The following is a 22,136-nucleotide window of genomic DNA, read 5'->3' as shown; positions in this document are numbered from 1 at the left end:
ACAGCCTCAGGATCGCGCCGTCATCCTCTTGAGGTTTCCCGAATGAAGTTCTCCTCGATTCTCTTGTTGTCCCTTGGCCTGGTCAGTGGCGCAGCCATGGCCGGTGGCACCACCGAAGCCGGTGTAGGCGGCGCATTGGGCGGGGTTCTAGGTTCTGTCGTCGGCCAGCAATTGGGCGGCAATACCGGTTCGACCATCGGCGCGGCCCTGGGCGGCGCAGGTGGTAGTGCGGTCGGCGCCGACAAGCGCAGCCGTGGCGAAGCCGCTATTGGCGGCGCGCTGGGCGCAGCCGGCGGCAACGTCGTAGGCCGCAGTGTCGGCGGCAGCACCGGTGCACTGATCGGCTCTGCCGCCGGCGGTGGCGCGGGCGGTGCACTGGGCAACTACATGGGCAACAAGAGCGATGACGATGATCGTCGTGATCGTGGCCGCGACTACCGTCGCTATGACCGTGATGATCACCCAGGCCGCGGCCATGCCTACGGGCATCGCAAGAACAAGCATCACTACCGTCACCGGTAAGCTCGCGGTTTAACGAACACTGCATACCCATGGGGGAGCGGGCTTGCTGGCGAAGGCGGTCTTTCAGCTAGAGATGTGCTGATTGACTCACCGCTTTCGCGAGCAAGCCCGCTCCCACATTTGCTTCAGTGCAGCTTGAAAAATCAGGGTTGGATGACCAACCGCTGCAACGCTTCGCGCAACAGCCCCGCAATGGTCACCGGCTGGTTCGACCCCCGATCCACAAACACATGTACAAAACGCCCCGCCGCGCAGGCTTCTTCTTCGCCTGCCTTGAACACGGCCAACTCATACTGCACTGAGCTATTGCCCAACTTGCTCACACGCAGGCCAATGTCGATACGCTCGGGGAAGGCGATCGACGCAAAGTAATCGCACGCCGAACTCACCACAAACCCCACCACGTCGCCGCCATGAATATCCAACCCACCCTGCTCGATCAGGTAGGTGTTCACCGCCGTATCGAAAAAGCTGTAGTAGGTGACGTTATTCACGTGGCCATACACGTCATTGTCGTGCCAACGCGTGATGATCGGTTGGAAGTGAGGGTAATCGGCACGCTGTGGCACTGAATCAGGCATGGGCACCTCGGGTGAATGTGGGTTTACAGGTCATTCAAATGGACTTCGGTCCAGCTGCGGACGTCGGCATAGGGGTAGTCCTCCAGCGCTGCAAAACCGGGAATGCCCCGCGCCTTCAGCTTGGTAAACAGCGGCACGCTGATGCCACCGAGAAAGCGCGTCAGCCGCTCCGCACCCGGCAGCTCGCCCGTGTGCTCATGATGCCTGTGGATAAAATCACCGCACAGCCCCATGAAATTTTTATCCACAAGCGGCGGTAGACCTGGCGGTGACGGCAAGTGCGCCACATGGCCGTGGCAGACCGAGCAATGTCCGCAGCGTTGAGGGGCTTTTTCATCACCAAAATACTGGGCCAGGCGCTGACCCAGGCACTGCTCGGTGGCGAACAGATCAAGCATCGCGTGAATCCGCGCCACTTCCGTCACCTCGTGCTGCTTGAAGCCTGTGTATAACTCGGCGCTCAGCACCTGTGGATCAAAGTCGGTGTTCAGCAGGCTGTAGACCTCCGTCATCTGCTTGCTTTCCAGCTCGATCAGGCCCTGTTCCTGGAAGTAATCCAGCGCCTTCACCACGCGATTGCGCTCGGCATTGTGCTGTTGATACAGCGCATCGAAATCCACCGTCGCCCATGTTCTCGCACGCTTGCACACCTGGATAATCGCCGCGACAAACTGCTGCCGCTCACCAGAAAACCGCGCCAGCAACGCTTCAGGTTCGATCAAGTACTTGAACCGGTACTCGGCATAAAACGCGTAGCGCGGTGCGATCACGCCCTTGAGTTCCAACTGCACCAACAGCGTCTTGAGTGGCAGCTCGCGGATATTGCTGTGGTCCGACAGCGACCTCAGCAAGAACTCCCATTGCCCTTCACTGCGCGCCGCCTGCAAGTCCTCCAGCACCCGGCGGATACCCTCCTGCTCAGGCGTGTCACCGTACACAAAGTTTTCCAGCACATTCAGGCTGTCACGGTTGGCCAACACCAGACAGTCCGAGGGCTGCCCATCACGCCCGGCACGCCCGATTTCCTGGCTGTAGTTCTCGATGGATTTGGGCAGGTCGAAGTGCACCACATTGCGGATGTCACTCTTGTCGATGCCCATGCCGAACGCGATGGTGGCAACGATGCAATTGGAACGCCCGCCCATGAAGCGCTGCTGGATGCCCTCACGTTTATCGTGGGGCAAACCGGCGTGATACGCCTCGGCCTGGATGCCATTGCGATTCAGATGCTCGGCGATCTGCTCAGCGGTTTTCTGCAGGGTGACGTAGACGATGCTCGGCTGGTTGGCGCGCTCGTTCATCCATTGCACCAGGCGCCGGCGCTTATCCGCACCGCTGACCGGTTCGACCAACAGGTTCAGGTTCGGCCTGTAGAACCCCGTGGTCACCACATCACCCGGCGCAATGGCGAACTTCGCCTGCATATCGGCAATCACCTTGGGCGTGGCTGTAGCCGTCAGCAGCAGAGCTTGTGGGATCTTGAACTGGCGCTGGTAGTCCGGCAGCTTCAGGTAGTCCGGACGGAAGTTGTGGCCCCATTCGGAAATGCAGTGCGCCTCGTCCACCACCAGCAGCGAGATCTGCACACTTTGCAGAAAGTTGCGAAAACGCTCGTTCTTCAAGCGCTCTACGGAAATCATCAGGATTTTCAGTTCACCGGAACGGGCGCGGGCCATGACGTCATTGGCGTCTTCGCGGCTCTGGGCTGAATCGATGCTGCCTGCCGAAATGCCATGGCGCTTTAAAAAGCCCAACTGGTCCTGCATCAACGCCAACAGCGGCGAGACCACCAGCGTCAGGTGCGGCAACAACACCGCCGACAGCTGATAACACAGGGATTTACCCGACCCGGTAGGGAAAATTGCGGCCGCCGAACGACCGGCCAGAACGGCACTGACCGTTTCTTCCTGGCCCAAACGAAACTGGGGGTAACCAAAGACCTGCTGGAGGGTGTCGTGCATAGGCTGTCACTCCATTGACCGCTGAAGGTGGCTTAAAAACGTAGCCCAGTAAGCTCAGCGAATCGAGAAAGGTCGCTTGGAAAAGAGAGACAGGATGATACACAGGGTGCAGCAATGGCCTTGGGCCAAATTCGACAAGTTCGACTGTGGCTGTAGGAACACTACAAACCAAATGTGGGAGGGGGCTTGCCCCCGATGGCAGTGGGTCAGCGACAAATAAGTTGGCTGACCCACCGCTATCGGGGGCAAGCCCCCTCCCACATTTTCAGAACTGCGCTACAGCTGAATCAGCGATTGCGCACCCGCTCAATCGCCGTGTCATACACCGGATTAGCCTTTTGCTCCTTGGCCAACTGGTAGTGACGCAACGCATCCGGGAACTGCCCCGCCGCTTCGTAGATCCGCGCAATGTTGTAGTAGGCGCCGGCGCGTACCGTCGCAGCATTTGCACCGGTTGCCAGGGCGATAGCCTTGCGGTTGGCCCAGATCGACTCGGCCGTGTTACCGGCTTTCTGATAGGCCAGGCCGAGGTTGCCGTAGGCCTTGCCGAAGCCATTGTCCAACTCGATGGCCTGGCGGAACAGGTCAATGGCCTGGTCGAGATTACCCGCTTGGTAGGCGGCTTCGCCTTGCAGGTTCAGACGCTTCGCATCAGTTTGTACGGAAGAGCTGACGGTAACCGCGGTCACTGCAACGCTGTCATCGAGCAGCGGTTTGACCTCATTGAGTACATTCGCCGCATTCACGGTGACGCCGCTGAAGGTGTTGATGTCCTGGAAGTCGCCGCTGCCGGTCATGCGGAATACGGTCCACAAGTTGCCGCTGCGGTTTTTAGGCACGTAATAAGTACGCACCAACGACTGGCCCATGTACACAAACACTTTGGCTTCGCTGCTGGACAGCTGGCGCGAACCCGGATTACTACCGTTGCTGTAGTCATGCACGGCGTAAACATAGCTTTCGCCGTAGTGTTTTTTCTGCAGGGTGATGGTTTCCGGGCCGTAGCTGTCGGTGTCATCCACGTCCAGCTCGGCGTCGGTGCCTTTCTGGTTATCAAAGTAGATGTTGTTGCCGGGGAAGATCATGTGGGAATCGAGATCTGCCGGTGTCTGGCCCCAGGTCAACACGACGCGCAGGCCGTCGAGGTTGTCCATCACCGGGCTGATGGCGTAGGTCATGCCCTTGCACGGGCACTTCACCACCAGGTTGGAATAGCCGGGCTTCTTGATGATCAGCAGGTTGCTGGCATCGTCGGCGGCTTCGCTGGTCAGGGTGACTTGGCCCTGGCCGTTGGTGCGTCCCACCACATTCTGCGCGCCGTTACGTTGCAGCAGCACTTCGGCGTCGGCGATTTTCTGGTCCTTGACCACGGCGCTGAGTACTTCAATCGGCAACTGCTCGGCCTGGACAGCAAAAGCCACCGCACACAATGACATCGCCGAAGCGACACGAAGCAAACCCATGCTTAACTCCCTTTAAGTAGCGGGCGGAATCGCCCTACAAGATTTTGCGGTGAAACATACGCTGAATTCAGCCGACTGGCGGAGTTTTTATACAAAATGTGACGTGGTTTTTATCCCGCCTACCCGCCGAAGCATTGCGCTAGGATCAAGCATTGCTACCCAGGAGTACGCTGCGATGAGCGAACCGACGTTTGAGCAAAAGCAGGATCATTACCACAAAATCCGCCGTTCCAATTACCTGGCCAGCCTGCGCCTGGCGACACGCTGTTCTGCACTCCGGAACGCATCCCGCCTGAAGCCGCGAAGATCATCCGGCAGATGGCAGAGGCAAACTGGTTTGTCGGCGCAAGCCAGACCGAACTGGTAAGCAAGGTCGCTGCCAAACCAGCGAACCGGTTTGCCTATGAAAGCACTGCCAAGCCACAAACACCGGAAACAGGTGTAGGAAACCTCCAAACACAGCGACATCCCCTTCCCAAACTACTCCAAACACCCGCTTAGCCCTCTACAGAAGTTACCCGCAGCTGAATGAAAATAGCGCGGTCTCAACTTTCTTGGCAGAAACCCATGAACATCGAAAGGACTCAATACATAGGCCACTATGGCGCCACCTTCACACTTATTCGCTTCACTGTCGCGCCTGACAATAGGCATTTTTTAGCCAATCTATGCCTGCGTGAAGCAAAAACGGCAGCGCGGCAAGTGCGCGATCAGATAAGCAGGTTGTACGAAAGAATGCTGGCCAGAGAGTTGCCATGCGAAATGGCGGTCGCGATTTCCCATCCTTTGAGACGGAATCAGGCAGATCGGTTAAACGACCAAAACGTGCTCATCAAACAAATAATCTCCGGAGCGATTAAAGCACCGAGGATTGCCATTTCAAACGTAACCGCGGGCTTCGTGGGCGATGCGATTTCCGGCAAGCTTCGCAGATATCACGCAGGAGACATCACCATCGGTCTGGATGCCAGTGTGAGAGGAGGCATAGGGCCTCAGCGGTCAACACTCTCAATGCATGTCTACTCGGACGAGTCTTAGTCACATGGCCCTTTACCTTCAATCCGCTTCTTTTTTCGTTATCTATTTGGTGCTGCACTACCAAATCACAGACCCAATGCTCAGAAAGCGCTTCGCAGTCACATGTCTCACAACGGGCATTCTTTTGACGTTCCTACTACCCTACGTAGCGGTGATCCTCAGAATGCCACTCCTACCTGCATTCGTATTCTTGATAGGCTTAGCGCTCTTCTTCACTCGAAACAAATACCGCCGCCAACGCAACCAGCCCCCTCACCCACTCCTGCGTGCCCCCATCATGAACCTCGCCCCCAACTTCCCCGAAGACCCCGTCATGCAACAACTCTTGCAACTGCTGCACGAGGAAATTGGCCTGCCGAAACACAAGACCATCCGCCTGCAAACCTCACTCAACTTCGACCTGGGCTGTGACGGCAGTGAAGCCAAGCAACTGATGGAAGCGCTGGAGCAGGAGTTCGCCCTCGACCTGGGCGACTACGACACTTATCGTTACTTCAACCCGCCGGTCTTTGATGTATTCCTCAAGCGCCGGGGCAAGGGACATGGCGACAAGGTCCCGCTGACCATCGGCATGCTCTACCTGGCCATCAAGACCCACAGCTGGGACACGCAGACCCTGGAAAACCTGAGCTGAGCGAACATCGGCCTCAGGCACACCGCATATCCAATGTGGGAGGGGGCTTGCCCCCTCCCACATTGGATATGCGCTAACCAGGCAAGCCGCGCTCAGCGTCTGGCTCCTGGGGCCGATCACCATGCTGTGGCTATATCGCCAACTGACCTTTCGCGCACAAAAAAGCCGCCCACAAGAGGCGGCTTTTTCACAACAAACGAGTCTTACAACTTAGGACCCGCAGCCTTGATCGCATCGCTCACTTCAAACTTCTTGAAGTTCTCAACGAACAGACCGGCCAGTGCTTTCGCTGCTTCGTCGTAAGCGGCTTTGTCAGCCCAGGTGTTGCGTGGGTTCAACAGGCCAGTTTCAACGCCCGGTACGGCCAATGGCACGTCGAGGTTGATGGTGTCGAGGTGTTCGGTTTGCGCACCGATCAACGCGCCGCTCTGGATCGCTGCGATGACGCCGCGAGTGGTCGGAATGTTGAAGCGCTTGCCAACGCCATAGCCGCCGCCGGTCCAGCCGGTGTTGACCAGGTAGACCTTGGAGCCGAAGCCGCGGATGCGCTTGATCAGCAGCTCTGCGTATTCACCGGCTGGGCGTGGGAAGAACGGCGCGCCGAAGCAGGTGGAGAAGGTCGACTTGATGCCGCTGCCCGAACCCATTTCAGTCGAACCCACCAGTGCGGTGTAGCCGGACAGGAAGTGATAGGCCGCTTGTTCTTCGCTGAGGATCGACACCGGTGGCAGCACGCCGGTCAGGTCGCAGGTCAGGAAGATCACTGCGTTTGGCTCGCCGCCCAGGTTCTTCTCGGAACGCTTGGCAACGTGCTCCAGCGGATACGCGGCGCGGCTGTTCTGGGTCAGGCTCACGTCGGCGTAGTCGGCGTGCTTGGCGTCGTCGATCACGACGTTTTCCAATACTGCACCGTGCTTGATGGCTTTCCAGATGACCGGCTCGTTCTTCTCGGACAGGTCGATGCACTTGGCATAGCAACCGCCTTCGATGTTGAAAACCACACCTTCGCCCCAACCGTGTTCGTCGTCACCGATCAGGTAACGGCTTTCGTCGGCCGACAGGGTGGTTTTACCGGTGCCGGACAGGCCGAAGAACAGGGTGACGTCGCCCGCCTCGCCAATGTTGGCGGCGCAGTGCATCGGCAGTACGTCGGAAGCCGGCAGCAGGAAGTTCTGCACCGAGAACATGGCTTTCTTCATTTCACCGGCGTAACGCATGCCGGCGATCAGCACTTTTTTCTGTGCGAAGTTGAGGATCACGCAGCCGTCGGAGTTGGTGCCGTCACGCTCTGGCACGCACTCGAAGTTGGCCACGTTGAGCACTTGCCATTCGTCACGGCCGGCCGGGTTGTACTGGGCCGGGTTGATGAACAGGCAACGACCGAACAGGTTCTGCCAGGCAGTCTGGGTGGTCATCTTCACGGCCAGGTAGTGGTCTTCGGCAGCCCCTACGTGAACGTGGGAAACGAAGTGCTCCTGCGCGTTGTTGAAAGCCTCGACGCGAGCCCACAGGGCATCGAACTTGTCGGCCGGGAACTTGCGGTTGATTGGGCCCCAGGCGATAGCATCCTGGGTGGAAGGCTCTTCAACGATGAAACGGTCGACCGGCGAACGACCGGTGCGGTGACCGGTTTCTACGACCAGTGCGCCAGTATCGGCAAGCACGCCTTCACCGCGCTGCAGGGCTTCTTTGACCAGATCGTCAACACTCAGATCGGTGTATACGGCGTTATTGGCTTGCGTCATGAGGTTCCCCGTCGGCCTATGGCCGAGTGCTCCAAACGTTTTGTAGTAGAAAGTTGCGCACTACTACCGCGAAAAAAGTGGGCCGGATTATGCCAGAAAAGCCCAAAAAGAGTAGGGCCCTCCCGTCAGAACAGCGCTATCTCGGCATTTCTCAGGTGATTTACCTGTGCTTAAACGTTTTAGTGGCGGGTGTCGGATGGGGTGTCGATGCCTGCGCCGGCAAATAATTGGGCGACATCGGCAGCATCAAACAGATAGCGCTGGTTGCAGAACTGGCAGTCAATCTCAATATTGCCGCCGTGTTCTACCACCAGGTTTTGCGCATCTTCCAGGCCGAGGCTGACCAAGGCGTTACCGGAGCGCTCGCGGGAGCAACTGCAATTGAAGCGCAGGCTTTGTGCTTCAAACAGGCGCACAGGGTCTTCGTGGTACAGGCGGTGCAGAATGGTTTCGTTGTCCAGGCCCAGCAGTTCTTCGGCTTTCAGGGTGTCGGCCAGGGCGATGGTGTGCCGCCAGCTTTCAGCGCGATCATCGTCGTCCTTGATGCGGTCAGCCGGCAGTTGTTGCAGCAGCATGCCACGGGCGCGCTTGCCGTCGGCATTGAGCCAGAACTTGGTGCCGACTTGCTGGGACATCACGAAATAGTTGGTGAAGCATTCCGAGAGGGTTTTGCCGTCGAGGTCGACGATGCCCTGGTAGCGCTGGCCCACAGTCGGGTCGATGGTGAGCGCCAAAACGCCGTTCGGCATCAGGTCAGCCAAGGTCGCGTCCGCAGCGATCTGGTCGGCCTCGTAACGGGCCAGGCCACGGATGTCACGCTCGCTGGAGCACTCGATCATCAGCAGCGGGATCGGGCCTTCGGAGCGGGCTTGCAGGATCAGCAAACCGTCGAACTTCATGGTGCCCACCAGCAACGCCGCAGCGGCCATCAGCTCTCCGAGCAGTTGCGCGACTGGCTCCGGATAGGCGTGCTTGGCGAGGACTTCGGCATAGCTCAGTTCCAACGAAACCATCTCGCCGCGGGCGTCGCTCTCGTCGAAGATGAAACGTTGGGTGAAGTCGGTATCCGGTAGATCAGTCATAGGTCTGGGTATCTGAATTGATGACGAATTGATTACAAGGTTTATAACGTTAAACGCTTTAGCACCGTTTTGGTGCGGCCTTCTCCTGGAAACAGAGAGCTTGAATAGAGCGAAGAGGGACAGTTTATGAACAATCCGGGTTTGTTCCAAGCCAAGTGGAAGCTCCGGCGACGGGCTGGGGTTATTACACGCCGTTTGCGGCGGTAGTGTCGGGAATGCTGAGGCGGGCAACGACGCCGGTGTTTGGGCTGATGGCCAAATGGCCATTGATCGGGCGCTTGAGTGTCCTGCGCGCACCCTATTAGCACCACAGGCTACATGTGGGAGCGCGCTACCTCCCACACGGGATCTGCTTTTGACTGGTAATTGACGCAGTTAGTCGTCATTGCCACTGCCGCGAAACTTGAACAAATCGCGACGCTGCTTCTTGCTCGGCTTGCCATCGGTGGTCAGGCCTGAAGCCCCTGCCTTACGCATCGCCGCAGCATTTTCGCGCTTGGCGATGCTGGCTTCAGTCTCGGCGTAAAGAGCCTGAGCCTCAGGCGCACCACGGCGCACGATGGAAAGTGCCTGGACCACGATGGTTTTTTCATCAAAACCGGTACGAATCTGGAACTCATCGCCGACACGCGGTTCCTTGCCCGGCTTGCAGCGCTCGCCGCGATGGTGCACCTTGCCGCTCTCGATGGCGGCCTTGGCCAGGGCACGGGTTTTATAGAAACGCGCCGCCCACAGCCACTTGTCCAGACGGACCTTTTCTTCCTCTTCCTGCTTTTGAGCCACTTGAATTCCTCGCTCTGAAAAATGTCGCAACTCTACCGTTGAAACCCTTCGACGCATAAACCCCAAGGCTCACCTAAGATACGCCAGATAGCATTCTGTTTTCGCGAGGATACGCCGTGACCGACTTTCCCACTTCACTCACCTCGCCTGACCAGCGTTGCGTAGGCTGCCAGCAAAACGAACCTTTGGGTTTCGATTTTGCTTTCGCCTACCAGCCAATCGTAGACCTTCGGGACCATTCGATTTTTGCCCACGAAGCCTTGGTGCGCGGTCCACAAGGCGAAGGGGCGTTGTCGGTGCTGGACCAAGTCAACGAAAGCAACCGCTACCGCTTCGACCAGCGCTGCCGCACCCAGGCGATTGCCGGTGCTGCCGCCCTGGGGATGCAAACCCACCTATCCATCAACTTCATGCCCAACGCCGTGTACCGTCCGGAGTTGTGCATCCGCAGCACCCTGGAGGCGGCTCGCGCGCACAATTTCCCGCTGAACCAACTGATTTTCGAGACGCTCGAAAGCGAGCATGTAGATAACTATCGCCATTTGACGAATATTCTGCGTGAATACCGCGAGTTCGGCTTCAAGACCGCCATCGACGACTTCGGCGCGGGCTATTCGGGGCTGAATCTGCTGGCTGATTTCCAACCTGACTTTATCAAACTCGACATGGCGCTAATCCGCGACGTCGACCAGGATCGTGTCCGTCAGGTGATCGTCAAGGGGATTGTCACAATCTGTGAGCAGTTGAGCGTTACTGTCATCGCCGAAGGCATCGAAAGTGCCGGCGAACGCGACTTTCTGTCTGACTGTGGAATATTTCTGATGCAAGGCTATTGGTTCGCCAAGCCTGCATTCAAAGCAATGGCCGAGGTTTCACCGAAAGCCTGGGCGAATTGATCGGTTACTCATTTTGAAGACATTTGACCATTTGACCGTTGTGGGTCTGCGTGAGTGGGTGGCACTTCCCGACTTGGGAGTGGCAGGCCTGCGCGCAAAGATCGACACCGGTGCCAGCACCTCAAGCCTGCATGCCACCGATATCGAGCCCTTTGAGCGTGACGGTGAGCAGTGGGTGCGCTTTACCGCGCACCTGGGCACTGTTGTGCAACTGCGCCACCGCCGCTGTGAAGCGCCCCTGGTGACGATGAAAACCATCAAGAGCTCCAACGGTCACGCGCAGGTGCGCTATGTGATCAGCACCACCCTGGCGTTGGGTGATCGGGTATGGAGGGTGGAATTCACCCTGGCCTGCCGCAAGGCCATGCGTTACCGCTTGCTGCTGGGATCCAAGGCGCTGATTGACGGCCAATTGGTCGTCAACCCAGGCATCAAGTACGTTCAAGACAAGCCGGTGTTCCCGGTCTCTACTATTTCTGCCCCAGGTGCTGCATGAAGATTGCTGTGCTGTCGCGAAACCCGCGTCTGTATTCCACCCGCCGCCTGGTCGAGGCCGGCACCGAACGTGGCCACGAAATGGTGGTGATCGACACGTTGCGTGCCTACATGAACATCGCCAGCCACAAGCCGCAGATCCATTACCGCGGCAAACCGCTGGAAGGCTTTGATGCCGTCATCCCGCGTATCGGTGCTTCGGTGACGTTCTATGGCTGCGCGGTGTTGCGCCAGTTCGAGATGATGGGGGTGTTCCCCTTGAACGAATCCGTGGCCATTGCTCGCTCGCGAGACAAACTGCGTTCGCTGCAACTACTGTCCCGCCGAGGCATCGGCCTGCCGGTCACCGGGTTTGCCCACTCCCCCGATGACATCCCGGACCTGATCGAGATGGTCAACGGCGCGCCGTTGGTGATCAAGGTACTGGAAGGCACCCAGGGCATCGGCGTGGTGTTGTGTGAAACCGCAACGGCAGCCGAATCGGTGATCGAGGCGTTCATGGGCCTCAAGCAGAACATCATGGTTCAGGAATACATCAAGGAAGCCGGTGGTGCGGATATCCGCTGCTTCGTGGTGGGCGACAAGGTCATTGCGGCGATGAAGCGCCAGGCCAAGCCTGGAGAGTTTCGCTCCAACCTGCACCGTGGCGGCAGTGCCAGCCTGATCAAGATCACCCCAGAAGAGCGCATGACCGCATTGCGGGCGGCCAAGGTGATGGGCTTGGCCGTGGCGGGTGTGGATATCCTGCGGTCAAACCATGGGCCGCTGGTGATGGAGGTGAATTCGTCGCCGGGGCTGGAAGGGATCGAGACCACCACCGGCAAGGATGTGGCGGGAATCATCATTCAGCACCTGGAGAAAAATGGTGGGCCGAATATGACCAGGACTAAGGGCAAGGGCTAGGGCTAGGGCTAGGGGCTTGAAGCCGTAAGGGTAAAAAAACTGTGGCGAGGAAGCTCGCTCCCCCGCCACAGGCACAGTGTTAGCGGACTGGCATTAGGGCAAGCACCCTCCCACATTTTGATCTGCGTTGTTTGCTAAACCGCGTCTCTGGGTAGCATCAAACCAAGCGGCAAACGCACCCGCGCCTCAAGGCCGCCGCCTTCGCGGTTACGCAACTCAACATTGCCGCCATGCATCGAGGCAATCCGCCGCACTATCGCCAGCCCCAACCCAGTGCCCTTGCCTCCACGGGCGCGGTCCCCACGGGTAAACGGGTTGAAAATACCTTCCAGCTCCGCCGGATCGATCCCTGTTCCGCGGTCCATCACACTCAGCACCACATAGGGCGCGGCACTGTCGCCCGATACGTACGCAGCCACTTCCACGTCCGAACCCGCGTGATGCAAGGCGTTGCCGATCAAGTTGTTCAGCAGACGCTTCATCGACACACGTCGCAACGCAAACGGCTGGATCGGCTCAAGGCGCATGCGCACCTGTTCGCCGTTCTGGTTGTAGGGTGCGACCACTTCGCGCACCAGATCCGTCAAATCGACTTCCTCAACCACCTCGTCGCGGCCATCGCGGATAAACGCAAGGAACTGGTCGAGAATCGCATCCATGTCCTCGATGTCACGGACCATGTCGTCGGTCAGGTCGGTATGGTTGCCCATCAATTCCAGGGACAATCGCAATCGCGTCAGCGGCGTGCGCAGGTCGTGAGACACGCCGGCCAGCATCAACTCACGTTCGCGTCCGGCCTGTTCGACGTCCTCCGCCATCTGGTTGAACGCGCCGTACACTTCGGTCATTTCACTGGGCGTATCACTTACCGGCAGACGAACGCTACGCCCCTGGCCCAATTGCCGGGCGGCAAACACCAGCCGTTTAAGGGGCTGGTTGAGCTGGCGAACGAAAATCCACGCGGATGCCGTTGAAAGCAACCCGATCGCCAGGAACCAGCCCAGCACGTTCCAGATCTTCTGCCCCCGCAACGGATGGGGGTACAGCGGCACTTTCAGCCAGTCCTCACCCAGGCTCGGCGCACGCACCCACAATGCCGGAGACACATGCATACGCAGACGGACCTCGGTGTCTTCACCCAGTTCGGCCTGCATTTGGCGCTGGTAAATCTCGCTATAGGGCCAATGCTGCTCGCCCTCGGGCACACCCGCGCCCGCCACGCGCACCAGGGTGGCGGCCTTGGCGATCTTCTCGCGGTTCTCGGGATCAGCGGCCCAGTAGGCGCGTAGCGTCAGAGCGACACCGTGGCTGTACTGTCGATCCACCAGCACATCTTCGTTCATCAACAGATAAACCAGCGTAAGTGCCTTGGAAAACAGAACGACGATCAGCACCAGCCAAAGGGTGCGGGAAAAGAAACTTTGTGGGAACCACAGCGGGGTTTTCATAGATGACAGCTGGACACCTTGCAGGAACGAACGGCGCTCGCAGAATTGCAGACGCCGGGCATCCCGTCGACCCTCACGGAGTCAAACGCCAGAATGCCCGCCGTGCAAATCATCGATCACTTGGTGGCGGTGCCATCCGGCACGAACACATAGCCCACACCCCAAACCGTCTGGATGTACCGTGGTTTGGACGGGTCCGGCTCGATCATCCGGCGCAGACGGGAAATCTGCACGTCGATGGAGCGCTCCAGGGCGTCCCACTCCCGACCACGGGCCAGGTTCATCAGCTTGTCGCGGGTCAGCGGCTGACGCGCGTTCATCACCAGGGCCTTGAGCACTGCGAATTCGCCAGTGGTGAGCATGTGCACTTCGTCGCCACGCTTGAGCTCGCGGGTGGCCAGCGACAATTCGTAGTCGCCAAAGGTAACGCTTTCATCTTCGCTGCCCGGCGCGCCCGGTACTGGCAGTGCCTGACGGCGCAATACGGCCTTGACCCGCGCCATCAACTCATCCGGGTTGAAGGGTTTGGCCAGGTAGTCATCGGCGCCCAGTTCGAGGCCCTTGATGCGGCTCAGCTCATCGCCCTTGGCAGTGAGCATGATGATTGGAATCTGATTGTTCACGCCGCGCAGGCGCTTGCAAGCGGTCAGACCGTCTTCGCCAGGCAGCATCAGATCGAGTACGACCAGATTGAAGACTTCGCGCCCCAGCAGGCGATCCATCTGCTCGGTGTTTGGCACCGCGCGGGCACGGTAGCCCTTGGAATTGAAGAATCGCTCCAGCAGGCTGCTCAGCCCCGGATCGTCATCAACGATGAGAATTTTTTCGCCTTCAGCAGTTTGTGCAGTGCTGCTCATTGGATGCTCCTCTTATCTCGGCGCGCATTATGGCCTAGCTGCCGTTATACGCACCGTGTGCATTGTTAGCAGATTTTTCCTCGACTGCCAGCAAACCCGCGCCGTACAACCACTGGCGCAGTAGCCCTCAAGGACAGAACGCTGGTTATAATGCGGCGCCTCCGTGCAGGGCAATGTCAGATCGTTACCGTTTACTGCCGGGGCTTTTTTTACCCGCTTGCGGTGATTTTTTCGATTTCGAGGGTCAATAGGCAGCCTCTTGACCCAGGCAGCGGCGCCCGTCAGGCCGCTCAACCAGCCGCGCAAGGCCTTGTTTTCCGGGCCTGCGAGCTGCTTCTAAGAATTTCAGGTGGATTTATGGACAGCATCAACAGCCGCATCGCCGAAGAACTCGGTGTACGCCCCCAACAGGTCGAAGCGGCCGTCGCTCTACTGGACGAAGGCTCCACGGTGCCCTTCATCGCCCGTTACCGAAAAGAAGTGACCGGCAGCCTCGACGACATCCAACTGCGTCACCTGGAAGAGCGCCTGCGCTACCTGCGGGAACTCGACGAACGGCGTATCAGTATCCTCGCCAGCATCGAGGAACAGGGCAAGCTGACCCCACAGCTTGAGCGCGACATCAAGCTCGCCGACACCAAGACCCGCCTTGAAGACCTCTACCTGCCCTACAAACAAAAGCGTCGTACCAAGGGCCAGATCGCCCTCGAAGCCGGCCTGGGCGAGCTGGCCGACGGCTTGTTCAACGACCCGTCGCTGACCCCGGACACCGAAGCTGCTCGCTTTATCGATGCCGAAAAAGGCGTCGCCGACGTCAAGGCCGCCCTCGAAGGCGCCAAGTACATCCTCATGGAGCGCTTCGCCGAAAACGCCAGCCTCCTGGAAAAACTGCGTACGTACCTCAAGCAGGAAGCCACCCTCAGTGCTCGCGTCATCGCCGGCAAAGAGGAAGAAGGCGCCAAGTTCCGCGATTACTTCGAACACGATGAGCCGCTCAAGAGCATGCCGTCCCACCGTGCCCTGGCGATTTTCCGTGGCCGCAACGAGGGCATTCTCAGCTCCGCGCTCAAAGTCGGCGACGAGCTGCCGGGCAGCATGCACCCGTGCGAAGGCATGATCGGTCAACAATTCGGCATCCAGAACCAGAATCGTCCTGCGGATAAGTGGCTCGGCGAAGTGGTGCGCTGGACCTGGAAGGTCAAGCTCTACACCCACCTGGAAACCGACCTGCTGGGCGAATTGCGTGATGGCGCCGAAACCGAAGCCATCAACGTGTTCGCCCACAACCTGCACGACCTGCTGCTGGCCGCCCCGGCCGGCCCGCGCGCCACCCTGGGCCTTGACCCTGGCCTGCGCACCGGCTGCAAGGTCGCGGTGGTCGACGCCACCGGCAAGCTGCTGGATCACGCCACGGTTTACCCGCACGTGCCGCATAACAAGTGGGACCAGACGCTCGCGATCCTCGCCGCCCTGTGCGCCAAGCACGCGGTGGACCTGATCGCCATCGGCAACGGCACCGCCAGCCGTGAAACCGACAAGCTGGCCGCCGAGCTGATCAAAAAATACCCAGCCATGAAGATGACCAAGGTCATGGTCTCGGAGGCAGGGGCTTCGGTGTACTCGGCGTCGGAGCTGGCGTCCAAGGAATTCCCGGACCTCGACGTGTCGATCCGTGGCGCCGTGTCCATTGCCCGCCGCCTGCAGGATCCACTGGCCGAGCTGGTGAAAATCGACCCTAAATCCATCGGTGTCGGCCAGTACCAGCACGATGTGTCACAGCTGAAACTGGCGCGTGGCCTGGATGCGGTGGTGGAAGACTGCGTAAACAAGGTCGGCGTGGATGTAAACACTGCCTCGGTCGCGCTGTTGGCACGTATTTCCGGCCTGAACACCACCCTGGCGCAGAATATCGTCACTCACCGTGACGAGAACGGAGCGTTCAAAACCCGCGCCGCGCTGAAAAAGGTCGCACGCCTGGGTGAGAAAACCTTCGAACAAGCCGCTGGTTTCCTACGCGTAATGAACGGTGACAATCCGCTGGATTCGTCGGCCGTTCACCCGGAAGCGTATCCACTGGTACAACGCATTGCCGCCGAAACCGACCGCGACATCCGCTCGCTGATTGGCGACGCCGCGTTCCTCAAGCGCCTGGACCCCAAGAAGTACACTGACGAAACCTTCGGCGTACCGACCATCACCGACATCCTGCAAGAACTGGAAAAACCCGGCCGCGACCCCCGCCCGGAGTTCAAGACCGCGGAGTTCCAGGAGGGCGTGGAAGACCTCAAGGACCTGCAACTGGGCATGATCCTCGAAGGTGTCGTGACCAACGTGACCAACTTCGGCGCTTTTGTGGATATCGGCGTGCATCAGGACGGTTTGGTGCATATCTCCGCGCTTTCGGAGAAATTCATCAAGGACCCACGCGAAGCGGTGAAAGCCGGTGATGTGGTCAAGGTCAAAGTCATGGAAGTCGACATTCCACGCAAACGCGTCGGCCTGTCGATGCGCATGAGCGACACCCCCGGCGAGAAAATCGACGGCGCCCGTGGCGCACGCCCAGGCTCGGCACCGCGCCAGTCGCAGAACCGCTCCGAAAGCAGTCAACCGCGCAAGGAAACCGCAACTGCAGCGCCAAGCAACAACGCCATGGCCTCGCTGTTCGCCAACGCCAAGCAGTTGAAGAAACGCTGATGGAAATCCCGGCCGGTTTGACTCAGAGCGCGTTCAGCGAACTGATCGGCTGCCGCCTGCAACACCTTGAAGAAGGCGTTGCACAGGTGGCCCTGACCCTGGAGCCGCACTTGCGCAACCGTGCGGGCAAGCTCCATGGCGGGGCGATTTTCAGCCTGGTGGACATCACCATGGGCCTGGCCTGTTCCAGCAGCCATGGTTTTGACCAGCAGAGCGCGACCATCGAGTGCAAGATCAACTACATCCGCGCCGTGGAAGACGGGGATGTGCTGTGCACCGGCCGGGTGATTCACGCCGGCCGGCGCACGTTGGTGGTCGAAGCCGATGTGTATCAGGACGAAAGACTTGTCGCAAAAGCACAGGGCACCTTCGCTGTCCTATAGCTCCCCACCCTCGATTTGAGTTAATTTCGGCGCTGCGATAACGGCGTCGGAATTTTCCCGCTGCGCTATGGCCCAATTCATGGAGTGAAGTAGGCTTTATTTACCGCGGGTCAAATAGACTCAAAACCAGGCGATCACGCCAGTTTTAACTTCACCCTTGTAGACCGTCCTGCCCACCCCCATATTGGGGCGACTGACGCGTGAAGGAATCCAACTTGAGCGAACTTCTCAACCGCCGCCTGGCTCTGCTCGGCAAGCGCGAACACCTCTCCCTGCTAGAGCAGTGCCTGCATGGCATCGAGCGTGAATGCCTACGTGTCACCGGTGAAGGTCGCCTGGCGCAAACGCCGCACCCGGAAGCCCTGGGCGCCGCGTTGACCAATGAATTGATCACCACCGACTACTCGGAATCGCTGCTGGAGTTCATCACCCCAGCCCTGCCCAACCCGGCCGACACCCTGAGCAGCCTGGACAAGATCCACCGATTTGCCTACACCAAGCTGGGCAGCGAATATCTGTGGAGCCCTTCGATGCCGTGCCCGTTGCCGGCCGAGGAAGATATTCCGATTGCCTACTACGGCACCTCCAATATCGGACAGCTCAAGTATGTGTACCGCAAGGGCCTGGCCCTGAGGTACGGCAAGACCATGCAGTGCATCGCCGGCATCCACTACAACTTTTCCCTGCCGGAACAGTTGTGGCCGTTGCTCAAGGAGACTGAAGGATTCGTCGGCACCGACCGCGACTACCAGTCCACGGCCTATATCGCGCTGATCCGCAATTTCCGCCGTTACAGCTGGCTGCTGATGTACCTGTTCGGTGCCTCGCCGGCCCTGGACGCAGGTTTCCTGCGCGGTCGCTCGCACCAGTTGGAAGTGCTCGACGCCGACACCCTGTACCTGCCCTACGCCACCAGCCTGCGCATGAGCGACCTGGGTTACCAGAGCAACGCCCAAGCCGGGCTTACGCCGTGCTACAACGACTTGGCGAGCTACACCGACAGCCTGCGTGAAGCGGTGGCAACGCCCTACGCGCCATACGTCGAAATCGGCACGCACAAGGACGGTGAGTGGGTGCAGCTCAACACCAACATCCTGCAGATCGAAAACGAGTACTACTCCAACATCCGCCCCAAGCGCGTGACCTACACCGGCGAACGGCCGATCCAGGCGCTGGTGGCCCGTGGCATCCAGTACATCGAAGTGCGCTGCCTGGACATCAACCCGTTCCTGCCGATGGGCATCGATCTGCCGGAGTCGCGCTTCCTCGACGCATTCCTGCTGTACTGCGCGCTGAACGACAGCCCGTTGTTCGCCAACACTGCGTGCGGCAATGCCACCGCCAACTTCCTCAGCGTGGTCAAGGAAGGTCGCCGTCCAGGCCTGCAATTGCAGCGCGACGGCGCGCCGGTGGACATGAAGGAATGGGCCACCGAACTGCTGGAGAAGATTGCACCGCTGGCCGCCCTGCTCGATCAGAGCCACGGTATCAGCGAGCACAGCCAGGCGCTGGACGCCCAACTGGCGAAAATCAACGACCCGTCGTTGACGCCGTCGGCCCAGGTGCTGGCAGCGATGGCCGAGCGCAAAGAGACTTTTGCGCAGTTCTCCCTGCACCAGAGCCAGCTGCATGCCGAGTATTTCCGCCAGGAGCCACTGGCTGCCGAGGAACAGACGCGGTTTGAAGAACTGGCGCGTAAATCGCTGGCACAGCAGGCGGAGCTGGAGCAGAACGAAGTGGGCGATTTTGATGTGTTTGTCGGGGCGTACCAGGCGAGTATCCTGGCCATCAGCAACTGACTGAAGCCGAATCTGGCTCGACATGTGGGAGGGGGCTTGCCCCCGATTGCAGTGGGTCAGCTACACATTAGCTGGCAGCTCCACCGCTATCGGGGGCAAGCCCCCTCCCACATTTGCCTTCACTTGACTGAAAACCCGCTGCAGCTGTTCTCCACATAAGCTAATTCGAAAATGTTATTTATTTTCGGATTCTTAGATCATTTAGTCTCCTCACACGCCGACCCTCGGCCGCCTGATTGAGGAGCTTCCCCTTGAAACTGCTTACCCCTCTGCGCCTCTTGGCCGCATTGTCACTGGCCGGTGCCAGCCTGTTTGCCCAGGCGGCGGATGTGACCATCGCTTATCAGACCACCGTAGACCCGGCCAAAGTCGCCCAGGCCGACGGTGCGTATGAAAAAGCCACCAACGCCAAGATCGACTGGCGCAAATTCGACAACGGCGCCGATATCATTGCCGCCATCGCTTCCGGCGACGTGCAGATCGGCTACCTCGGTTCCAGCCCGCTGACCGCAGCGATCACACGCAAAGTTCCAGTGCAAACCTTCCTCGTCGCCACCCAGATCGGCGGCGCCGAAGCCTTGGTGGCACGCAATGGTTCGGGGATCAACAGCCCCCAGGACCTGATCGGCAAGAAAATCGCCGTGCCTTTCGTCTCCACCGGCCACTACAGCCTGCTGGCCGCGCTGAAGCACTGGAACATCGACCCAGCCAAAGTGACCATCCTCAACCTCGCGCCACCGGCGATCATCGCCGCCTGGAAGCGCGGTGACATCGACGCCACCTACGTCTGGGACCCGGCGTTGGGCGTGGCCAAGGAAAACGGCAAAGTGCTGATCACCTCCGGCGAATTGGCCAAGTTCGGTGCGCCAACCTTCGATGCGTGGATCGTGCGTAAGGATTTTGCCGAGAAGCACCCGGAAATCGTCACGGCCTTCGCCAAAGTCACTCTGGATGCCTACTCCGCCTACCGCAAAGACCCACAAGCCTGGCTCGCCGACAAAGGCAACGTCGACAAACTGGTGAAGCTTTCCGGCGCAAAAGCCAGCGATATTCCGCTGCTGCTGCAAGGCAACGTCTACCCGCTGGCCGCGGACCAGGTGACCCTGCTCGGCGCACCGACCACCAAGGCCGTAACCGATACCGCTGCGTTCCTCAAGGAACAAGGCAAGGTCGACGCCGTGCTGCCGGACTACGCCCCTTACGTCAGCGCCAAGTTCATCACTAACTGATTCAAGGAGTTCATCGCGATGGCCTTGCTACAACTGGAGCGCATCAGCGCACAGTACCCAGGTGCCCCGGAGCCGGTACTGGCGGATATTTCACTCGACCTGGGCCCCCAGCAATTGCTGGTGGCCCTCGGCCCGTCCGGCAGTGGCAAGACCTCGCTGTTGAACCTGATTGCCGGTTTTGTCGAACCTTCTGCAGGGCGCATCACCCTTGATGGCGTGACGGTCAAAGGCCCCAGCGCCGAGCGCGGCGTGGTGTTCCAGGACGATGCATTGCTGCCCTGGCAGGATGTGCTGGCCAATGTCGGCTTTGGCCTCGAACTGGCCGGGGTACCCAAGGCGCAACGCGAAGTACGTGCCCGGGAAATGCTCGCGCTGGTGGATCTGGCGGGTTTCGACGGCCGCCGTATCTGGCAGCTCTCCGGCGGCCAGAAGCAACGTGTCGGCCTGGCGCGTGCCTTGGCGGCAGACCCACGGATGTTGTTGATGGACGAACCCTTCGGCGCCCTCGATGCCTTTACCCGCGAACAGATGCAGGAGTTATTGCTGCAAGTCTGGCGGCGCACGGCCAAGCCGGTGTTCCTGATCACCCATGACATCGAAGAAGCCGTGTTCCTCGCCACTGATCTGATCCTGCTGGCGCCCAACCCCGGCCAGATCGTCGAGCGCCTGCGCCTGGACTTCGGCCAACGCTACGCGGCCGGCGAATCGGCGCGGGCGATCAAGTCCGACCCGCGCTTTATCGAGACCCGCGAACACGTGCTGGGCAAAGTGTTCTCGCAACGGCAGGTGTCCGCATGAGCAGCTACGAACTCCCCGCCACCGCCATCAAGCCGGTGCTGATTCCGGTGCGCCGCAGTCTGAGTACGCGCTGGATCAGCCTGCTGACGCTAATCGCGTTACTGGCAATTTGGTGGGCCGTGACCGCCACCGGCTTGATCGAACCACTGTTCCTGCCGCCGCCATCCGCCGTGTTGCAAAAGGGCTGGTTGCTGGCCACCACGGGCTACATGGACTCCACCTTGTGGCAGCACCTGGGCGCGAGCCTCAGCCGCATCGGCCTGGGCCTGGGCTTTGCGGTGCTGACCGCCGTGCCGGTGGGCATCGCCATCGGCTCCAACCGCATCGCCCGTGGGATTCTCGACCCGCTGATCGAGTTCTACCGGCCGATTCCGCCTTTGGCTTACCTGCCGCTGATCGTGATCTGGTGCGGCATCGGCGAGCTGTCCAAAGTGCTGCTGATTTACCTGGCGATCTTTGCACCGATTGCCATCGCCACCGCGACGGGGGTGCGCACCGTCGACCCGGCCAAGCTGCGCGCTGCGCAGTCGCTGGGCGCTACCCGCGCCCAACTGATCCGCCATGTGATCCTGCCCAGCGCCCTGCCCGATATCCTCACCGGCGTGCGCATCGGCCTGGGTGTGGGCTGGTCCACCTTGGTCGCTGCCGAGCTGATCGCGGCCACCAGCGGCCTGGGTTTTATGGTGCAGTCGGCGGCGCAGTTCCTGGTCACCGATGTGGTGGTGCTGGGGATTCTGGTCATCGCCCTGATCGCTTTCGCCATGGAAATGGGTCTGCGCGCCCTGCAGCGTAAATTAGTGCCTTGGCATGGCCAGGCACACTGAG

21 protein-coding genes and 1 pseudogene are annotated in these 22,136 nt (G+C 59.6%); 14 read left to right on the top strand and 8 right to left on the bottom strand.

The features are described 5' to 3' along the window. The first annotated feature begins 42 nt into the window (after positions 1-42). Positions 43-522 (top strand): glycine zipper domain-containing protein, encoded by a 480-nt coding sequence (locus EJD88_RS02530; protein ID WP_099584415.1) that lies wholly within the window; start codon positions 43-45, stop codon positions 520-522. 143 nt (positions 523-665) lie between these two features. On the opposite strand, the gene EJD88_RS02525 is transcribed toward EJD88_RS02530, so the two are convergent. The 3 genes from EJD88_RS02525 to EJD88_RS02515 form a co-directional block, all read right to left on the bottom strand. Continuing rightward, positions 666-1,103, bottom strand: a complete 438-nt coding sequence (locus tag EJD88_RS02525; RefSeq protein ID WP_099584414.1) for a thioesterase family protein — start codon at positions 1,101-1,103, stop codon at positions 666-668. A gap of 23 nt (positions 1,104-1,126) precedes the next feature. After that, positions 1,127-3,064, bottom strand: coding sequence for an ATP-dependent DNA helicase RecQ (locus tag EJD88_RS02520; RefSeq protein ID WP_158876639.1), 1,938 nt, complete (start codon positions 3,062-3,064; stop codon positions 1,127-1,129). 287 nt (positions 3,065-3,351) lie between these two features. Beyond that, on the bottom strand, positions 3,352-4,527 hold the full coding sequence (locus EJD88_RS02515) for a tetratricopeptide repeat protein (RefSeq protein WP_158876636.1): 1,176 nt from the start codon (positions 4,525-4,527) through the stop codon (positions 3,352-3,354). A 175-nt stretch (positions 4,528-4,702) separates the two neighbouring features. Between EJD88_RS02515 and EJD88_RS27445 the strand changes: the two genes are divergently transcribed. The 3 genes from EJD88_RS27445 to EJD88_RS02500 all read left to right on the top strand — a co-directional run bounded on the left by EJD88_RS27445 (position 4,703) and on the right by EJD88_RS02500 (position 6,199). Beyond that, complete coding sequence (locus EJD88_RS27445; RefSeq protein WP_371926529.1) at positions 4,703-4,894, top strand: YhfG family protein; 192 nt, start codon at positions 4,703-4,705, stop codon at positions 4,892-4,894. Positions 4,895-5,094: 200 nt separating this feature from the next. Continuing rightward, positions 5,095-5,565 carry a hypothetical protein gene (locus tag EJD88_RS02505; protein ID WP_158876633.1) on the top strand — a complete coding sequence of 157 codons (471 nt, stop codon included), beginning with the start codon at positions 5,095-5,097 and terminating at the stop codon, positions 5,563-5,565. 277 nt (positions 5,566-5,842) lie between these two features. Continuing rightward, positions 5,843-6,199, top strand: a complete 357-nt coding sequence (locus EJD88_RS02500; RefSeq protein WP_027605145.1) for a DUF1493 family protein — start codon at positions 5,843-5,845, stop codon at positions 6,197-6,199. 203 nt (positions 6,200-6,402) lie between these two features. Here EJD88_RS02500 and EJD88_RS02495 read toward each other — a convergent pair whose 3' ends face one another. Together EJD88_RS02495 and hslO are read right to left on the bottom strand one after the other, a co-directional pair. Further along, positions 6,403-7,944, bottom strand: coding sequence for a phosphoenolpyruvate carboxykinase (locus EJD88_RS02495; RefSeq protein WP_122308424.1), 1,542 nt, complete (start codon positions 7,942-7,944; stop codon positions 6,403-6,405). A gap of 179 nt (positions 7,945-8,123) precedes the next feature. After that, the gene (gene hslO / locus EJD88_RS02490) at positions 8,124-9,026 is read right to left on the bottom strand and encodes an Hsp33 family molecular chaperone HslO (protein WP_158876631.1); all 903 of its coding nucleotides are present in this window, start codon (positions 9,024-9,026) and stop codon (positions 8,124-8,126) included. Between the two features lie 167 nt (positions 9,027-9,193). On the opposite strand from hslO, the pseudogene EJD88_RS27120 reads away from it, so the two are divergent. Then, a pseudogene (locus EJD88_RS27120) lies at positions 9,194-9,331 on the top strand (phosphoesterase); the annotation flags it as partial. A 70-nt stretch (positions 9,332-9,401) separates the two neighbouring features. On the opposite strand, the gene EJD88_RS02485 reads toward EJD88_RS27120, so the two are convergent. After that, a complete protein-coding gene (locus EJD88_RS02485; protein ID WP_003236026.1) occupies positions 9,402-9,809 on the bottom strand; it encodes an RNA-binding S4 domain-containing protein in 408 nt (135 codons plus the stop codon). A gap of 116 nt (positions 9,810-9,925) precedes the next feature. On the opposite strand from EJD88_RS02485, the gene EJD88_RS02480 reads away from it, so the two are divergent. From EJD88_RS02480 to rimK, 3 genes are read left to right on the top strand one after another with little or no spacing between them, the layout of a single operon-like run. Next, positions 9,926-10,705: an EAL domain-containing protein gene (locus EJD88_RS02480; protein WP_158876628.1), complete on the top strand. Its 780-nt coding sequence runs from the start codon at positions 9,926-9,928 to the stop codon at positions 10,703-10,705. 31 nt (positions 10,706-10,736) lie between these two features. Next, a complete protein-coding gene (locus EJD88_RS02475) occupies positions 10,737-11,201 on the top strand; it encodes an ATP-dependent zinc protease (RefSeq protein WP_177411590.1) in 465 nt (154 codons plus the stop codon). Then, positions 11,198-12,103 (top strand): 30S ribosomal protein S6--L-glutamate ligase, encoded by a 906-nt coding sequence (gene rimK, locus EJD88_RS02470; RefSeq protein ID WP_003171022.1) that lies wholly within the window; start codon positions 11,198-11,200, stop codon positions 12,101-12,103. Before EJD88_RS02475 ends, rimK begins: the two co-directional genes overlap by 4 nt. 134 nt (positions 12,104-12,237) lie before the next feature. Here rimK and EJD88_RS02465 read toward each other — a convergent pair whose 3' ends face one another. Next, positions 12,238-13,551, bottom strand: a complete 1,314-nt coding sequence (locus EJD88_RS02465; protein ID WP_099584404.1) for an ATP-binding protein — start codon at positions 13,549-13,551, stop codon at positions 12,238-12,240. A gap of 116 nt (positions 13,552-13,667) precedes the next feature. Further along, entirely contained in the window at positions 13,668-14,408 is a 741-nt protein-coding gene (ompR, locus tag EJD88_RS02460) for a two-component system response regulator OmpR (protein WP_099584403.1), read from the bottom strand. Positions 14,409-14,765: 357 nt separating this feature from the next. Between ompR and EJD88_RS02455 the strand changes: the two genes are divergently transcribed. The 6 genes from EJD88_RS02455 (at position 14,766) to tauC (ending at position 22,135) form a co-directional block, all read left to right on the top strand. After that, complete coding sequence (locus tag EJD88_RS02455; RefSeq protein ID WP_099584402.1) at positions 14,766-17,102, top strand: Tex family protein; 2,337 nt, start codon at positions 14,766-14,768, stop codon at positions 17,100-17,102. Next, positions 17,102-17,485: a PaaI family thioesterase gene (locus tag EJD88_RS02450; RefSeq protein ID WP_099584401.1), complete on the top strand. Its 384-nt coding sequence runs from the start codon at positions 17,102-17,104 to the stop codon at positions 17,483-17,485. The genes EJD88_RS02455 and EJD88_RS02450 overlap by 1 nt, the downstream gene beginning before the upstream one ends. Positions 17,486-17,700: 215 nt before the next feature. Continuing rightward, positions 17,701-19,284: a glutamate--cysteine ligase gene (gene gshA / locus EJD88_RS02445; protein WP_158876625.1), complete on the top strand. Its 1,584-nt coding sequence runs from the start codon at positions 17,701-17,703 to the stop codon at positions 19,282-19,284. Positions 19,285-19,535: 251 nt separating this feature from the next. Further along, positions 19,536-20,513 carry a taurine ABC transporter substrate-binding protein gene (gene tauA, locus EJD88_RS02440; RefSeq protein WP_099584399.1) on the top strand — a complete coding sequence of 326 codons (978 nt, stop codon included), beginning with the start codon at positions 19,536-19,538 and terminating at the stop codon, positions 20,511-20,513. Positions 20,514-20,531: 18 nt separating this feature from the next. Further along, positions 20,532-21,311 carry a taurine ABC transporter ATP-binding subunit gene (tauB, locus tag EJD88_RS02435; RefSeq protein ID WP_158876622.1) on the top strand — a complete coding sequence of 260 codons (780 nt, stop codon included), beginning with the start codon at positions 20,532-20,534 and terminating at the stop codon, positions 21,309-21,311. Continuing rightward, positions 21,308-22,135, top strand: a complete 828-nt coding sequence (tauC, locus tag EJD88_RS02430) for a taurine ABC transporter permease TauC (protein ID WP_158876620.1) — start codon at positions 21,308-21,310, stop codon at positions 22,133-22,135. Before tauB ends, tauC begins: the two co-directional genes overlap by 4 nt. The last annotated feature ends 1 nt before the right edge of the window (position 22,136 follow it).

Origin of the sequence: Pseudomonas sp. PB105 (assembly GCF_009764655.1) — a bacterium.
In the GTDB taxonomy this organism is placed as follows: domain Bacteria; phylum Pseudomonadota; class Gammaproteobacteria; order Pseudomonadales; family Pseudomonadaceae; genus Aquipseudomonas; species Aquipseudomonas cyclaminis.
Note: the sequence above shows the minus strand (reverse complement) of the source record. Positions and strands in the feature narration are given on the sequence as shown.

What these genes read in the sequence shown, in the direction of transcription:
- EJD88_RS02525 (WP_099584414.1), bottom strand. Translation starts at nt 1,103, where the DNA reads ATGCCTGATTCAGTGCCACAGCGTGCCGATTACCCTCACTTCCAACCG.
- EJD88_RS02495 (WP_122308424.1), bottom strand. Translation starts at nt 7,944, where the DNA reads ATGACGCAAGCCAATAACGCCGTATACACCGATCTGAGTGTTGACGAT.
- EJD88_RS02450 (WP_099584401.1), top strand. Translation starts at nt 17,102, where the DNA reads ATGGAAATCCCGGCCGGTTTGACTCAGAGCGCGTTCAGCGAACTGATC.
- EJD88_RS02500 (WP_027605145.1), top strand. Translation starts at nt 5,843, where the DNA reads ATGAACCTCGCCCCCAACTTCCCCGAAGACCCCGTCATGCAACAACTC.
- tauB (WP_158876622.1), top strand. Translation starts at nt 20,532, where the DNA reads ATGGCCTTGCTACAACTGGAGCGCATCAGCGCACAGTACCCAGGTGCC.
- rimK (WP_003171022.1), top strand. Translation starts at nt 11,198, where the DNA reads ATGAAGATTGCTGTGCTGTCGCGAAACCCGCGTCTGTATTCCACCCGC.
- tauC (WP_158876620.1), top strand. Translation starts at nt 21,308, where the DNA reads ATGAGCAGCTACGAACTCCCCGCCACCGCCATCAAGCCGGTGCTGATT.
- ompR (WP_099584403.1), bottom strand. Translation starts at nt 14,408, where the DNA reads ATGAGCAGCACTGCACAAACTGCTGAAGGCGAAAAAATTCTCATCGTT.
- EJD88_RS02455 (WP_099584402.1), top strand. Translation starts at nt 14,766, where the DNA reads ATGGACAGCATCAACAGCCGCATCGCCGAAGAACTCGGTGTACGCCCC.
- EJD88_RS02465 (WP_099584404.1), bottom strand. Translation starts at nt 13,551, where the DNA reads ATGAAAACCCCGCTGTGGTTCCCACAAAGTTTCTTTTCCCGCACCCTT.
- EJD88_RS02530 (WP_099584415.1), top strand. Translation starts at nt 43, where the DNA reads ATGAAGTTCTCCTCGATTCTCTTGTTGTCCCTTGGCCTGGTCAGTGGC.
- EJD88_RS02505 (WP_158876633.1), top strand. Translation starts at nt 5,095, where the DNA reads ATGAACATCGAAAGGACTCAATACATAGGCCACTATGGCGCCACCTTC.
- EJD88_RS27445 (WP_371926529.1), top strand. Translation starts at nt 4,703, where the DNA reads ATGAGCGAACCGACGTTTGAGCAAAAGCAGGATCATTACCACAAAATC.
- EJD88_RS02515 (WP_158876636.1), bottom strand. Translation starts at nt 4,527, where the DNA reads ATGGGTTTGCTTCGTGTCGCTTCGGCGATGTCATTGTGTGCGGTGGCT.
- EJD88_RS02520 (WP_158876639.1), bottom strand. Translation starts at nt 3,064, where the DNA reads ATGCACGACACCCTCCAGCAGGTCTTTGGTTACCCCCAGTTTCGTTTG.
- hslO (WP_158876631.1), bottom strand. Translation starts at nt 9,026, where the DNA reads ATGACTGATCTACCGGATACCGACTTCACCCAACGTTTCATCTTCGAC.